This is a genomic window from Streptomyces sp. NPDC049040 (assembly GCF_043197715.1).
Lineage (GTDB): Bacteria > Actinomycetota > Actinomycetes > Streptomycetales > Streptomycetaceae > Actinacidiphila.
In genome coordinates this window covers 214,382-228,953 of sequence record NZ_JBICTO010000005.1, presented here as the reverse complement: position 1 = coordinate 228,953, position 14,572 = coordinate 214,382, and the positions used below count along the sequence as shown (strand labels likewise).

The window sequence follows — 14,572 nt, the reverse complement described above, 5'->3', positions numbered from 1 at the left end:
CCCCTTAGCTGGGAAGGGTGGATCGTCGTACCGGCCGGGCCGTTGTGGCCGCACGGCGGTATCGTCGCGGGCCTCGCACAGGCGCCCGGCGGGCGGACGTCCGGCACGAACAGGGAGTTCGGCCCTCTCGTTCCACTGTGCGGCCGGTCCTGCGGGCGCGCCACTTCGCGGGGCGGGAGCCGCAGGTCAGGACTCCGGGGCGGCAGCGCCTGGCCCGGGGGTGTCCTGGCCGCCCACGAAGTGCACGCCCGGGTGCGGATGCATCAGGAAGTCGTGGTGGGAGATGTTCCAGGCATAGGCGCCGGCCAGGGCGAAGACGACACGGTCCCCCGCCCGGATCCCGGCGGCCGGGACCGCGCGGGCCAGGACGTCCTTGGGCGTGCACAGCTGCCCGGCGAAGGTCACGGGCCCCGAGCCGCCCTCGGGCCGCGGCCAGGGGAAGGGCCAGCCGGCGACGGGCAGCACCGCGCAGGGCTGGTCGTGCCCGCGGGCCGCGGGGGTGCGCAGGTGATGGGTGCCGCCGCGGACGACGGCGAAGTCCTCGCCGTGGCTGCGCTTCACGTCGAGGACCTCGGTGGCGTACCAGCCGCAGTACGCGGTCAGCGCGCGCCCCGGCTCGATGCGCAGCCGCAGTCCCGGGTGGGCACGGGCCACGCGGGCCAGGGCGGCGCCGTAGCCGGCCCAGTCGAATCTGGCGGCGGGATCGGCGTAGTCGACGTGCATGCCGCCGCCGACGTTGAGTTCGCGAAAGGTCAGGCCGTGCCGGTCCGCCAGGGCGGCGGCCCAGCCGGCCACCGCCGCGGCGACGGCTGCCAGTTCGGGCGCGGCCAGGCCGCTGGCGAGGTGCGCGTGCACACCGGCGAGCTCCAGGTGCGGGCACGACCCGTCGGCAAGCATCCGTACCGCGGTGTCGGCCTCGGCCGGGTCGAGTCCGAAGGGCGAGGGCCGGCCGCCCATGGCCAGTGCCCCGCCCGCGAGGAGTCCGCTGGGGACGGTGAGGTTGAAGCGCAGCAGCACCAGGACAGGTCCCTGCCGGTCCCGCCGGGCGGCCGCCAGATGGGCGAGGGTGCGCAGCTCGTGCGTGCTCTCGACGTGGAAGCGCCCCACCCCGCGGTCCAGGGCGGCGGCCATCTCCGCGGGGGTCTTGCCCGGCCCGCCGAACGCCAGGGGGTGCCCGGGCACCGCCGCGGCCACGTGGGCGAGTTCACCGCCTGAGGAAACCTCGAAACCGTCGGTGTGCGGGGCGAGGGCGGCCAGGATCCGCGGCTCGGGGTTGGCCTTGGCCGCGTAGTACAGCTCCACCAGCGGGGGCAGGGCGGCGCGGACGGCGGCCGCGTGGGTGGCGAGCGCCGCGAGGTCGTAGATGTAGGCCGGCAGGGCGCCGGCGGGCAGCGACAGCGCGAGGTCGCGCACGCGTCCCTCGGGGCGGTTCACCGCGCCGCCCCGTGGGGCAGGTCGCGGGCGTCCTGGCAGGCCGCGGCAGGGTCCTGCGCCGCCGGTTCCGACCGGTCCCCCGCGGTGTGCCGGGCGGCCAGCGGCGACGGCAGCCTGACGTAGGCCGCCTCCCGGTCGGACGCGCGCTCCCAGCGGGTGAGGAGGTTCGCCTTGGCCGGCAGCGGCTCGCCCGCCAGCAGCGCGTCGATCCTGGGGTGCCGGCCGTGCCGGGCGCCGTAGGCGGTCAGGGTGCGCCGCACGACGTTCCAGAGGGCCGGCTCGCTTCCGGGGCACAGGTCGGCGAGCGCGGCGAGCATGTCGCCGATGTTGTTGACGAACAGGCAGTAGGCGAGCCGCGTCCAGCCCTGCTCGGCGTCGTAGGTGAGGGGGCCTGCGACGTCTTCCGGCAGGCCGGCCAGGGCGGATCCGTGGTGGCCGGGAAGCAGTTTGGTGCCCTCCAGGTCCCTGAAGAGGACCTGCAGCGGGTGCCCGTCGTCGCCGACGCACACCAGGACGTTCTGCAGGTGGGGTTCGAGCACCACCCCGTGGTCGAGGTAGGCGGCCAGGACGGGCGGCACGAGCAGCGCGAGATAGGCCTGCCACCAGCGCAGGACCGCCGCGGGTCCGGCGCCTGGCAGCAGGCGGGAGATGTGCGCGGGCCCTGTGGGGTACTCGTCGGCGACGGCGGCCGCCAGCAGTGCGGTGGCGCCCGGCGCGGTCCGGCCGCCCAGGCCCTCCCTGACGATCACCCCGAAGCCCTCCAGCAGGTCGAGGTCCGTCCCGCCCCCGGGACCTGGCAGCGCCATGCTGCGGTACGCCGGCTCCCGCAGGACCGCGCTGCCGGGGAAGCGCGCGGCCAGGTCGGCGGCCATCGGGCCGAGCAGCCGGGTCAGCGCCACCGCGCCCGACAGTTCGTAGCGGGCGTTCTTGCGCAGGCAGTTCGTGATCCGCACGTTCAGGCTGAACTTCAGGAACGTCCCGCCGTCGTAGAGGGTGCGCACGGAGGCGGTGGCCGCGAAGGGGGTGCCGCCGGGGCCGAGGTCGCGAACGTCGCCGCGGCCGAGGGCGGCCGCCAGCGCCGGGCGGTGCCGCAGCAGGTCCCACTGCCAGGGGTGCACGGGCAGGAGCCGGTGTCCTGCGGGTGCCTGCGCGAGGCCGTCCAGCGGAGCGGCCGCCCCCGGCTCGGCCTGTTCCTGGACGACCAGGGCGTCCCTGACGGCGAGCAGGCGCACCGGGAAGACGGCGGCGGCCTCGGGCGCGTAGGCGCGCCATGCGGCGGGGCCGGCGTCGCGGGCCTTGGGCGCGGGGTGGAAGCGGTGGCCGAAGACCAGGGACTGCTCCGAGGCCAGGTAGCGGGCGTGCGGGTCGCCGCCGGGGTGCGGGCGGGGCTGGGCGAGCCCCGCGGTGACGCCCTGGTGGCTGGCGGCGACCTGGGCCACGAACTCGTCGTTGGCCAGCCCGGTGCGGGCCGCCAGCTCCGCACGGATGTGCTCGGCGAGCTGCCGCCAGCCGATGGGCGACCAGTCGCCGGCCGCGTACTGGCAGACCGGGCCGGTGAAGCGGTGGGCGCCCAGCAGGGAGGTGCGGCGGATCGCCACCCGCAGCCGCGTCCCGTGGTGCGGCAGCCGCAGCAGCAGGCGGCCGCCGGAGACGGTGGCCGCCTGCTCGGGCGCGCTGACCTCGCGGAGCAGGCAGTTGAGCAGGGTGTGGGCCACCGCGTCGTCGGGTGGGGGCAGTTCGCGGGCGGCGGTGGGCGGTGGGGCGGAAGACCAGGGCATCAGTGCTCGCGCGGAAGGTAGTTGGGGCCGGTGGTGTAGTGCTTGTTGATGTCGGAGGCGCCCGAGCGCTGCTTGCTCAGCAGGGTGCCCGCGGTCACCATCGCCTTGACGGGCAGCCGGTCGGCTTCGAGTACCGCGGTGCGCAGCGCCCGCCCCGGGCTGCCGGGTCGGTCGCCGAGGCGGGCCGCCGCCTCGGCGAGGCGGTCGCGGACCAGCCGCAGCAGCTCGGGCAGGGGGGCCCGGCCGGGACCTGAGAGCGCGAGGGCCAGGGAGCCGGCGCACAGGTGGACGGTGATGGTGGTGAAGAGCGCGAGGAGCGGCCCGTCGTCGTCCACGGTTATCCGGTGGTCGTCGAAGTCCGCGGGCCCGGGGACTTCGGGGGCGCCGGGCCCCGGGGTGTCCCGTCCCAGGGTGGCGGCCAGCCGGTGGCGGTTGATCCGCAGCCCGTCGTCGTCCTTGAACAGCAGGCGCAGCCGGGTGGCGCCGCCGGAGTCGTCCAGCAGCAGCGAGATGTTCTGCTGGTGGGACTCCAGAGCGATGCCGTAGCCGAACAGGGTGGTCTGCCAGTCCAGGAGCAGGGTGAGGACGGCGTCGAACAGCGCCACCGGGTCACCGCCGGTGTAGCGGTCGGCGAGGTGGTCGGCGACCAGCCGGCCGTCGGGGGCGGCGGCGGGCAGCGCCGCGAGCGGCAGCTGGAGGCAGTCGTCGAGCCCTGCGGGCTGCCGGCGTACCAGCACCGCGATCAGCTCATGGCCGGCGTGGGCCCAGCGGGTCTCGTCGCTGTGCAGGACCCGGCCCGCGAAGTGCGGCTCGCGTGCGGTCACCGCCGCCAGCAGCTGCTGGGCGGCGGCCCCGTCCATCAGGGTGCCGGGCTTGATGGTGCGGCGGTTGAGCAGGCCGAGCGTGGCGGTCGCCAGCGGCAGTTTCAGGTGCACACCGGGGTGTTCGGGCAGGGCCACCGTACGGGTCGACAGGGTGGGTTCCGCGGTCAGGAAGGGGCGTTCCGCGAGCACCGCCCGGTCGGCCAGGCCGGTGGATCGCAGTGCGCGGTCCAGCGGGCCCGCGGCGGTCAGCGGGTGCACGGGCAGGGCGACATGGCTGCGGTCGAGCCAGGCGAGGCCCAGATCGGACGGGGCCGGCCAGAACGCGGTGAGCGGGTCGGCCGCCGGTCCGCCGAAGGTCAGCGAGGTTCGCGGCACGGCGAGCCAGCGCAGCGCGAAGGACGGCGCGAATTCGGGAGCGTGCCGCAGGAGCTGGTCGGCGGTCAGGCCGGGGCGGGCGGCGGAGGTGGGATGGAGCGGATGTCCGCGGCGGGCGGCGAGGGTGTCGAAGGCGAGGGACGCGGTGTGGCCACGCCACCTCGCGGGGTCGGGTCCGTGGCGGGCGGTGAGCCGTGCCGCCGTCTCGTCGCGGGTCGCCTCCTGGAGCCGCAGCGAGACCAGTGCGTCGCGGTACTCGGCGGCGAACGCGTCGAATCCGGGCGCGTCCTCGGGCGCCGCGCACCGGGCCAGCGCGGCGAGTACGTCCTCGCCTGTGGTCAGCTCCCGGCCGCCGGAGGCCGTTCGGGGCGCGGGCGGCCGGGGGTCGGGGGTTCCGGGCGCGGGCGTGCGGGGGGCTGCGGGTTCGGTGCGCAGCAGCGGCAGCCGGGCCGCGTACTCGCACTGGAAGCCGTCGTCCCTGACCGGCAGCAGCAGGTCCCGCTCCTGCGGGCCGCTCAGCCGCAGCCAGCGCCCGTCCTCCCGGTCCTCGAGGGTGCCGCGGGTGCGCAGCCCGCAGACGTCCTCGCGGAGCAGGGTGCTCAGCACCCGCAGCAGCAGCGCGTCCTCGACGGTGCCGCCGGCCGCGGGCGGCACGGGGCTGCGGTCCTGCGTGCCGGGCCGGGTGGTGCCGGCGGCGTCCGGTGCCCGGGTCACGGGGTGATCTCCCAGGTCCGCGCGTCGAGGAAGGCGTCCACCCTGCGGTCCACGGTCTCCTGGTCGGGGCCGATGGCCCGCACCACGCCCAGCAGGTCGCGGTTGGTGTGGTGCAGCGGCCTGCGGCTGCCGACGGCGCGCAGCGGCCGGTAGGCCAGCCGCACCCCTTCGACGTCGACGTCCTCGGCACCGGGTGCGGCGGTGAGCGTGCCGGCGCGGTCGGCGCAGGGGTAGGCGAGGCAGGCGGCGCGGCCCGGTGCGGGCCACGGTCCGGGCGGCAGCGGTTCACCCAGATGGACGCGCAGGACGAGATCGAAGAACGGCACCCGGAGCAGGTCGGCGAGCAGCAGGTCGCACTGGTCGCCGATGGCCCGGTAGTTGACCTCGACGAGCCGGGCCACGCCGCGGTCGACGACGAATTCGGTGTGGCAGGCTCCGAACCCCACGCCCAGTGCGTCGAGCTGCGCCAGCACCTGGGCCACGACGGGCTCGGGCTGTTCCGGCTCCCACGTCAGCCGCTCCTCGATGAAGTACGGCGGCGGCGACAGCCGGGTGCGGAAGCCGCCGAGCACCCTGCGGTCCGTGCCGTCGCCGAGGGTCTCCAGGGTGTGCAGTGCGCCCGGCAGGAATTCCTCGACGACCAGGGCGTCCCCGGGACGGCGGGCCCGGATCTCCGCGCAGCGGGCCAGCAGGTCCGAGCGGTCCCGTACCAGGACGACGTCCTCGCTCGCCACGCCCTCCCGGGGTTTGACGACGCACGGGTAGCGGATGTCCTGCCGGTCCAGGACGGTCGCCGGATCCGCTCCCGCGGGCAGTTCCACGGCGTGCACGGCGGCGCCTGCGGACAGGCCCGCCGCGGCGAGGCCGCGGCGCATCTCGGCTTTGTCCTTCGTCCGCAGCGCCGCCCGCCAGTCCTTGGCGGGCAGGCCGAAGTAGGCGGCCGCCAGCGCCGTGTGCACCTGGAGGTGGTCGCTGTTGCTGAAGACGGCGTCGGGCCGCCGGTGGGCCGAGATCATGGCCACCACGGCGCGGAAGTCGCGGACCGGGCACTCGATCACCTCCACGCCGTCGTAGGCGTCCCCCGCGGCCGCGCGGTGCGCCGCGGGCTGGTCGGTGAGCACGGTGACGGCCAGGCCGAGACGCCGCGCGGCCGGCAGGAACCCCTCGGTGACCGAGTCCGTCGGGTTCAGGGCCAGCAGGTACATCTGCACAGGAGGTCAGCTTCCGCGCGGGGGAGACGGGCCGAACCGCCCTGTTCCAGGGGCGGGTGGTCCACAGCGCGACGAGCCTAGGTTAGGCATACCTAATGTTGTCAATTCGCCTCCCGGCGCGCCGAGTTGCCCGGTGGTAGAAGATCATGGTTAGGTCAGCCTTACTTCATTCGGCGCCGACGTGGGGAGCCTGCGTGAGCCTGGTCCCGGCCTACCGGCGGCTGGCCGCGCTCTGCCCAGCCCTGGGCCTGGACGTCGACGCGCCGGCCCGCGCGACCGATCCCGGCTGGGTGGACGGCGCCCGGCTGGCCCACGACGACGGTGCCCGGCAGTCGTGGCTGGCGGCACAGGCCGCCGGGATCCGCGGCCGGTACGCCGTGGAAGCCCGTGCCGACGTGGTGGCCTCCCGGGCGCTGCACGGCTACCTCTGGTCCGCAGGACTGCTGATCAGCGGCCCCTGGTACCTGGAACGGCGGGTGCCGCTGCTGCGCCCCGCCGACGTCCTGGTCGGACCCGGCGGGGCGGTACGGGTCACTCCCGGCCCGTTCGCCTGCCTGGAGGGCGACGCCGCGGCCGGCGACCCCGGGATCCGCGTGCTGGACTCCGAGGAGGCCCTGCGCGCCGAGCTGCGCAGGGCGGTCGCCGACCACGTACGCCCGCTGTTGGCGGCACTGCGGCCGCAGCTGCGGCGCGGCACCCGAGCCCTGTGGGGCATGGTGGGCGACGACCTCGTCTCCGGGCTGTGGTGTCTGGGCCGGGCGCTGGGCGAGGAGGAACACGGCGCCGAGCTGGCCGACCGGCTGCTTCCCGAGCCCACCCCGCCCTTCCCCGGCGGCGCGCGCTTCCGCCGGCTGCCCGACGACCACCCGGGCCCCGACCGGCTGACCCGCACCCGGATCGGCTGCTGCATGCATTACACGGTCCGCCCGGAGGAGACCTGCTCCACCTGCCCGCGGCTGAAGGCCGCCGGCCGCGCGGCCCCCGTCGCGGCACCGGCCGGCGCCTGACCGCCGGCGCGCGGCCCCGCCCCCTGGGCGCCGCGGACGCGGCCGGCAGGCCGGGCGCGGCGATGTCCGGGCCCGGCCCCCCGCTGGCCGGCTTGCGGGGTACGGGTGACGGTGGAAGTGGAGGGCGGCGGACGGCCCCGCGAGGCCGGTACCGCCCGGCGCCCCGCGACCACCTCCCACCGTCCCGGAAGGAACGACCATGACCGACTGGAGCAGTACGGATCTGGAGAAGATCGGCGCGGCCGAGGAGCTGAGCCTGCAGTCAGAGCGGGCCGACGGCAGCCTGCGCGACCCGGTGACCATCTGGGTGGTCCGCGTCTCCGACCACCTCTACGTCCGCTCCGTCAAGGGCACCAAGGGCCCCTGGTACCGCGGCACGACGTCGCACCACCAGGGCCGGGTCGACGCCGGCGGGGTGCGCAGGAAGGTGAGCTTCCGGCAGGCGGACCAGCGCGAGTACGCCGATGTGGACGCCGCGTACAACGACAAGTACGGCCGCTACGCGAGCATCGTGCCCAACCTGCTGACCGACGAGGCCAGGACCTCCACTCTCCGGCTCGACCCGAGCTGAAGCCGGTCCGGGCGGTGAACCCGGCCGGACCTTCCGACAGATCTCCCCCCGCAGCCCGGAGGAGGCGCCCGCCCATGCGAGCCACCCTGATGTACGCGGCCGGCGACGTACGCGTCGAGGACGTCGCACGTCCGCAGATCCGCAATCCCACCGACGCCGTCGTACGGATCGTGCTGTCCTGCGTCTGCGGCAGCGACCTGTGGCCCTACAAGTCGCTGCCGCCCACCGACAACCCCCGCCACATGGGGCACGAGTTCATCGGTGTCGTCGAGCAGGTCGGCTCCGGGGTGCACGGCCTGAAGCCGGGCGACCTGGCGGTGGCCCCGTTCCTCTACGCCGACAACACCTGCGCCTACTGCCGCGAGGGGCTGCAGAGCTCCTGCCTGCACGGCGGGCAGTGGGGAGTGAACGGCGTCGACGGCGGGCAGGGCCAGGCGGCACGCATCCCGTACGCAGACGGCACCCTGGTCCGGCTCCCGGTCGGCGAGGACTCCGAACTGCTGCCCGACCTGCTGACCCTCTCCGACGTCCTGTGCACCGGTCACCACGCGGCCCGCACCGCCGGCGTCGCGCGCGGTGACACGGTCGCCGTCATCGGCGACGGCGCCGTGGGCCTCGCTTCGGTGATCGCCGCGAAGATGCGGGGCGCCGAGCAGATCATCCTCATGGGCCGCCACAAGGTGCGCACCGACCTGGGCCGCGACTTCGGCGCGACCGAGGTGGTGGCCGAGCGCGGCCAGGAGGGCGTCGCCCGGGTGCGGGACCTGACCGGCGGAGAGGGCGCCCGCAAGGTCCTCGAATGCGTCGGCCTGAAGGATGCGATCGTGCAGGCCTTCGGCGCGGTCCGGGACGGCGGGACGATCAGCCGGGTCGGCGCACCCCAGTCCACCGACGTCCCCTTCGGCTTCGGTGACTTCAAGCGCAACATCACCCTCACCGGCGGTGTGGCCCCCGCCCGGGCCTCCATCGAGGAGCTGATGCCGCACATCCTCGACGGCTCGATCAGGCCCGGCCGCGTCTTCGACCGCACGATCGGCCTCGAGGACATCGCCGAGGGCTACCGGGCGATGAACGACCGCGAGGCCCTGAAGGTCCTGATCCGGCCCTGACCGCCGATCCGCCGGGCCCGACGACCCGCCCCGCCCCCCCGGACGGGGTCCGCCGGCGGAAAATCCCTACCGCGCCTGACGCAAGGGGCTCCAGACTCGGCTCATGGCTGACATGGGGATGTTCCGGGACGCGGTCACCGCGTGGGCGGCCGGTGGCACGGGCGAGACCGCATACGAGCTGGCGGGGCAGGGGGGCGTCAGGACGGCGGTCCTGCTCGAAGGGCGCAGCGACGCGGCGGCGGTGGACGCGCTGGCCGCACGCCGCGGCCGGAACCTCGCGGCAGAAGGGGTCTGCGTCCTGCCGATGGGCGGTGCGATGAGCGTCGGGCGCTTCGCCGGGCTCCTCGGTCCTTCCGGGCTCGGCCTGCGCCTGACGGGGCTGTGCGACGAGGCGGAACGCGGCTACTACGCCCGCGGGTTCGAGCGGGCCGGTGCGGCGGGGCAGGAGTTCTTCGTCTGCGCGGCGGACCTGGAGGACGAGCTCATCCGCGCGCTCGGCGCGCCCCGGGTGGAGGAGCTCATCCGGGCGGAGGGCGACCTGCGCGCGCTCACGACCTTCGTGGGCCAGCCCGCGCAGCGGGACCGCACCGCGGAGCCGCGGTTGCGGCGCTTCCTCGGTACGAAGAAGGGCCGCAAGATCCACTACGGCCGTGTCCTGGTCGAAGCCCTCGACCCCGATCGCGTACCCGCCCCGCTGGACGCCCTGCTCAGGGGCCTGTGACCGCCGGGCCGCTGCACGCGGTGGCAGCCGGCCGGGCCTGCGCCTCCTCGATCGGAGCGGGCGCCGCCGCGGGCAGCGCGACGACCATGGTCAGGCCGCCGCCGGGCGTGTCCTCGGGGGTGAGGGTCCCGCCCATCGCGTCGGTCAGACCGCGGGAGAGCGCGAGTCCGAGGCCGAGGCCCGTGGTGTTGTCGGTGTCCCCCAGCCGCTGGAAGGGCTCGAAGACGCGGTCGCGGTCCTCGGCGGGCAGCCCGGGGCCCTGGTCGACGACCCGCAGCTCGACCCTGCCGGCGAGGGCACTCGCGGTGACCAGGACCTTCCTGCCGGGCGGTGTGTGCCGCGCGGCGTTCGCGACGAGGTTGGCGATCACCCTTTCCAGCAGCGGCGGGTCGGCCAGGACGTCGTCGGCCTCGGTGATGCCTCGGGTGAGGACGGGCGGCGCGGTGTCGGGAAGGCTGTCGAGTGCGAGCGGCAGGATCTCCGCGAGGGCGGTGGGCTGGAGGCGCAGGGTGAGCGCGCCGGCCTGTAGCCGGCTCATGTCGAGGAGGTTGTCGACGAGGCGGTTGAGCCTGGCCATCGACTCCTCCGCGGTGGCCAGCAGCTCGTCGCGGTCCTCGTCGCTGAAGGTCACGTCCCGGCTGCGGAGGCTGCTGACGGCGGCCCAGCCGGTGGCGATGGGGGTGCGCAGGTCGTGGCTGACCGCGGCCAGCAGGGCGGTCCGCATCCGGTCCGCGGCCTTCACCGGCTCGACCTCGGCGGCGGCTTCGGCCAGCCGGGCGCGTTCAAGCGCGGCGGCCACGTGCCCGGCGAAGGCGACGAGCACCCGGTGTTCCGACGCGGCCAGGGCGCGGCCGCGCAGGACGAGGCGGTCGTCGGGCCCGACGGGCACGACGACATCGGTGCCCTCGCCGCGGGGTCCGGTGCCGGGTCCGCCGGCGCCCGGCACGGAGCCTGCGCCCTCCGTGTCGAGGGTCGCGCGGTGCACCAACTCGGCGGTGTCCATGCCGAACGCCTCCCTGGTACGGCGCAGCAGCGCGTCGACGCCCCGGTCGCCGCGCAGGATGCTGCCCGCCATCGAGGACAGGGCCTCGGCCTCGGCTGTCGCGCCGGCCGCGCGCCGGGACAGCCGCAGCGAGTGGCCCACGACGGTCGCCACCGTCACCGCGACCACGGCGAAGACCGCCAGTGCCAGGGCATTGTTGGCCTCGCCGACGGTGAACTTGTGGATCGGCGGGATGAAGCAGTAGTTGAGCAGCAGGGACGCGGTGACGGCGGCGAGCAGCGCGGACAGGACCCCGCCGATGCAGGCGACGCCGACGACCGCGAGCAGGAAGAGCAGTGCGTCGCTGGTCAGGTTGAGGCTGCTGCCCGTGCCGGTCAGCAGCAGGGTCAGCAGCGCGGGGACCACCAGGCCCGCCACCGGGCCGGCGACGCGGCGCGCCCGGGACAGCCCGCTGCGGGGGACCCGCAGCAGGCGTCCTCGCCGGGCCCTCTCGTGGGTGACCATGTGGACGTCGATGTCGCCCGAGAGTTCCACCGTCGTCTCACCCACTCCCCGGCCGGTCAGGAAGTGCGAGAGCCTGCCGCGGCGGCTGGTGCCGATGACCAGCTGGGTGGCGCTCTCGGCGCGGGCGAAGTCCAGCAGCGCGGTGGGGACGTGGTCGCCGACCACCGTGTGGAAGGTGCCGTCAAGCGACTCCACCAGCGCACGCTGCCGGGCCAGCGCGGCCGGTGAGATGTCGGCGAGCCCGTCGCTGCGGGCGATGTGGACGGCCAGGACGTCGCCGCCGGCGGACCGGTCGGCGATACGGGCGGCCCGGCGGATCAGCGTCTCGCCCTCGGGGCCGCCGGTCAGCGCGACCACGACCCGCTCCCGGGTCTCCCACACCCGCCCTATGCCGTGCTCGTGGCGGTATTTGCGCAGCCCCTCGTCGACCCGTCCCGCGAGCCACAGCAGGGCGAGCTCGCGCAGGGCGGTGAGGTTGCCGACCCGGAAGTAGTTCGACAGGGCCGCGTCGACCTTCTCCGGGGCGTAGACGTTGCCGTGCGCCATCCGGCGGCGAAGGGCCTCGGCGGGCATGTCGACCAGTTCGATCTGGTGGGCGCGGCGGACGACCTCGTCGGGTACGGTCTCGCGCTGCGGCACTCCGGTGATCTTCCGGACGACGTCGTTGAGCGATTCGAGGTGCTGGATGTTGACAGTGGTGACGACGTCGATGCCGGCGGCCAGCAGCTCGTCGATGTCCTGCCAGCGCTTGGCGTGCCGGCTGCCGGGGACGTTGGTGTGCGGGAGCTCGTCGACGAGGGCGAGCTGCGGGGCGCGTTCCAGGATCGCTTCGAGGTCCATCTCGGTGAAGACCGTGCCCCGGTAGTCGCGCTCGGCCCTGGGCAGGACCTCGAGACCGTCGAGCATCCGCTCGGTGCGGGGCCGCTTGTGGCACTCGACGAAGCCGACGACGACGTCGGTGCCGCGTTCGGCGCGGCGCCGTCCCTCGTCCAGCATCCGGTAGGTCTTGCCCACGCCCGGGGCGGCGCCGAGGAAGACCTTGAGCCTGCCGGGCCGCTCGCCCGGTGGCGGTCCTGCGGGGGTGGGGAAGACGGCGTCGTTCACCGGGGCCCTCCTCGGGCAGGTGCTGGACCGGTCGCGCCGCCCGGCTGCCGCCGGCGCTCCACGCCGTGCCGCGTGCGGACGCGGGCGGAGCCGATGCGGGGAACCCTCGGGAGGCGCAGGCCGGGTGCGGTGCCGGTACGGGCCGGCGTCCGCCAGCAAACCCTGCCGGAAGGCCGCTCCCCTGCGGTTTTGGCGGACTCCTGACGTCGCCGCCGGGTCTCTTGACGCCACCTTGACGCCGCGCCCGTCCCTGGGTGCTGCCACCGCTGGTGGACGGCCGCCGATGGACGACCATGGAGAGGGGACGGTGACAGGCGTTCCCGGCGCGCCACGCGCGGTGCCGAGCCGCTGCGGCGGCCGGGCGGCCCGCCCGGAAGGAGGCCGTGGTGAGCGGGAGACTGCGGGTGTATCTCGGGGCAGCCCCCGGGGTGGGCAAGACCTACGACATGCTCGGCGAGGGACACCGCCGGGCGGGCCGGGGCACCGATGTGGTCATCGCCTTCATGGAGGACTACGGCAGGCCGCTGACCAGGCGGATGGCCGAAGGCCTGGAGAGCGTGCCGCGCAGGACGCTGGCCTACCGTGACTGCACGTTCACCGAGATGGACCTCGACGCTGTCCTCGCCCGCCATCCGCGGCTCGCGCTGGTCGACGAACTCGCCCACACCAACATCCCCGGCTCGCGGCACCGCAAGCGCTGGGAGGACGTGCGGGAACTACTGGACGCGGGGATCGACGTGGTCTCCACCGTGAACATCCAGCACCTGGAGTCGCTCAACGACGTGGTCGAGCACATCACCGGCGTCAGGCAGCACGAGACCGTGCCGGACGACGTGGTCCGCGGGGCCGACCAGATCGAGGTGGTCGACATGTCTGCGGAGGCGCTGCGCCGCCGCATGGCCCACGGCAACATCTATCCCCCCGAGAAGGTCGAACTCGCGCTCGCCAACTACTTCCGCGCCGGGAACCTGACCGCGCTGCGGGAGATCGCCCTGCTGTGGGTGGCCGACCGCGTCGAGGAGGCCCTGCTCCGCTACCGCCACGACCACGGCATCCAGCAGCCGTGGTCGACGCGCGAACGCGTGCTGGTCGCCCTGTCCGGCGGCCCTGAGGGCGACACCCTCGTCCGGCGTGCCAAGCGCACCGCCTCCCGAGGCGCGGGCGGCGAATTCCTCGCCGTCCACGTCGAGCCCGACGACGCGCTGACCACCGCCGCGTCCCAGCACCTGACCCGCCAGCGCTCGCTGGTGGAGGAGCTCGGCGGCAGCTGGCACACGGTCGCGGGCAACGACACCGCCGGGGCGGTCCTGTCCTTCGCCCGCGAGGTCAACGCCAGCCAGATCGTCATCGGCGCCACCCGCCGCAGCCGCGTCAAGCGGGTGTTCTCCCGCGGCACCGGCGAGACCATCATCGAGGGCTCGGGGGACGACATCGACGTGCACGTCGTCACGCACTCGGAAGCCGCCCACGGCCGGCTGCTGCGGCGCGGCGCGGGCGACTCCGACGAGTGGGAGTGCCCGCCGTGATCCGGGTACGCCACCGGGACTCCGCAGCCCGGGTCGGCGCGGCGGCCCAGCCGCGGGCCCATCGGGAGGGAATCCCGTGCCGGGGTGTGCCCGCGCCGCGCGGCGGGGTACCCGGTCCGGTGGTGCCGGGGACGCACCCGCGGCAATGCAGCGGGGGACGTCGGGCCCGGCGGCCGGGCACGGTGCCAGGTCACGCCGCCACCGGGCGGCGCCGCGGGCGTACGGCCGCGGACATCAGGAGACGAAGGAGGCGGGCTTCATGCCCCGAGGTTCGAACGCCAAGCGCGAACGGCAGTACGAGCACATCAAGGACAGCGCCGAGAACCGCGGCGAGTCCGAGGAGCGGGCGAAGGAGATCGCCGCGCGCACCGTGAACAAGGAGCGGGCCAGGTCGGGAGAGTCCAAGACCGCGAGCCGCAGCTCCCTGCGGGACATGTCGTCGTCGGAACGCGGCGGACGGCGCTCGCACTCCGGCTCCGGCGGCCCCACCAAGGAGCAGCTCTACAACGAGGCCAGGCAGCGCGGCGTCAAGGGCCGCTCGGCGATGACCAAGTCCGAGCTGAGCAAAGCGCTCGGCCGCTGACGGTCAGCCGACCGCGGTGACCGGGGGGGGGGGGCGGGGGGGGGGGGGCGCCCCCCCCCCCCCCCCCGCCCCCGCGGGGGGGCCCCCCCGCCCGGGGGGGGGGGGCGG

The 14,572-nt window shown here is 75.2% G+C and carries 11 protein-coding genes; 6 read left to right on the top strand and 5 right to left on the bottom strand.

The window, feature by feature from the left end:
* Positions 1 to 186: 186 nt before the first annotated feature.
* From ACGFMP_RS16580 to ACGFMP_RS16565, 4 genes are read right to left on the bottom strand one after another with little or no spacing between them, the layout of a single operon-like run.
* Complete coding sequence (locus tag ACGFMP_RS16580; RefSeq protein WP_393673076.1) at positions 187 to 1,434, bottom strand: type III PLP-dependent enzyme; 1,248 nt, start codon at positions 1,432 to 1,434, stop codon at positions 187 to 189.
* Positions 1,431 to 3,212, bottom strand: coding sequence for an IucA/IucC family protein (locus tag ACGFMP_RS16575; RefSeq protein WP_393673075.1), 1,782 nt, complete (start codon positions 3,210 to 3,212; stop codon positions 1,431 to 1,433). The genes ACGFMP_RS16580 and ACGFMP_RS16575 overlap by 4 nt, the downstream gene beginning before the upstream one ends.
* Positions 3,212 to 5,065, bottom strand: coding sequence for an IucA/IucC family protein (locus ACGFMP_RS16570; protein WP_393673338.1), 1,854 nt, complete (start codon positions 5,063 to 5,065; stop codon positions 3,212 to 3,214). The genes ACGFMP_RS16575 and ACGFMP_RS16570 overlap by 1 nt, the downstream gene beginning before the upstream one ends.
* A 56-nt stretch (positions 5,066 to 5,121) precedes the next feature.
* Complete coding sequence (locus tag ACGFMP_RS16565; RefSeq protein WP_393673074.1) at positions 5,122 to 6,336, bottom strand: acetyl-CoA carboxylase biotin carboxylase subunit family protein; 1,215 nt, start codon at positions 6,334 to 6,336, stop codon at positions 5,122 to 5,124.
* A gap of 194 nt (positions 6,337 to 6,530) precedes the next feature.
* Between ACGFMP_RS16565 and ACGFMP_RS16560 the strand changes: the two genes are divergently transcribed.
* From ACGFMP_RS16560 to ACGFMP_RS16545, 4 genes are all read left to right on the top strand, one after another.
* Complete coding sequence (locus ACGFMP_RS16560; RefSeq protein ID WP_393673073.1) at positions 6,531 to 7,343, top strand: (2Fe-2S)-binding protein; 813 nt, start codon at positions 6,531 to 6,533, stop codon at positions 7,341 to 7,343.
* 199 nt (positions 7,344 to 7,542) lie between these two features.
* Entirely contained in the window at positions 7,543 to 7,914 is a 372-nt protein-coding gene (locus ACGFMP_RS16555; protein WP_393673072.1) for a DUF2255 family protein, read from the top strand.
* 74 nt (positions 7,915 to 7,988) lie between these two features.
* A complete protein-coding gene (locus ACGFMP_RS16550) occupies positions 7,989 to 9,023 on the top strand; it encodes a zinc-binding dehydrogenase (RefSeq protein WP_393673070.1) in 1,035 nt (344 codons plus the stop codon).
* Positions 9,024 to 9,126: 103 nt separating this feature from the next.
* Entirely contained in the window at positions 9,127 to 9,744 is a 618-nt protein-coding gene (locus ACGFMP_RS16545; protein ID WP_393673068.1) for a TOPRIM nucleotidyl transferase/hydrolase domain-containing protein, read from the top strand.
* On the opposite strand, the gene ACGFMP_RS16540 is transcribed toward ACGFMP_RS16545, so the two are convergent.
* Positions 9,731 to 12,247 (bottom strand): ATP-binding protein, encoded by a 2,517-nt coding sequence (locus ACGFMP_RS16540; RefSeq protein WP_393673336.1) that lies wholly within the window; start codon positions 12,245 to 12,247, stop codon positions 9,731 to 9,733. The genes ACGFMP_RS16545 and ACGFMP_RS16540 overlap by 14 nt on opposite strands.
* A 494-nt stretch (positions 12,248 to 12,741) precedes the next feature.
* Here ACGFMP_RS16540 and ACGFMP_RS16535 point away from each other — a divergent pair, with 494 nt between their 5' ends.
* The gene (locus ACGFMP_RS16535) at positions 12,742 to 13,881 is read left to right on the top strand and encodes a universal stress protein (RefSeq protein ID WP_393673066.1); all 1,140 of its coding nucleotides are present in this window, start codon (positions 12,742 to 12,744) and stop codon (positions 13,879 to 13,881) included.
* Between the two features lie 259 nt (positions 13,882 to 14,140).
* The gene (locus tag ACGFMP_RS16530) at positions 14,141 to 14,464 is read left to right on the top strand and encodes a plasmid stabilization protein (protein WP_393673064.1); all 324 of its coding nucleotides are present in this window, start codon (positions 14,141 to 14,143) and stop codon (positions 14,462 to 14,464) included.
* Positions 14,465 to 14,572: the final 108 nt, after the last annotated feature.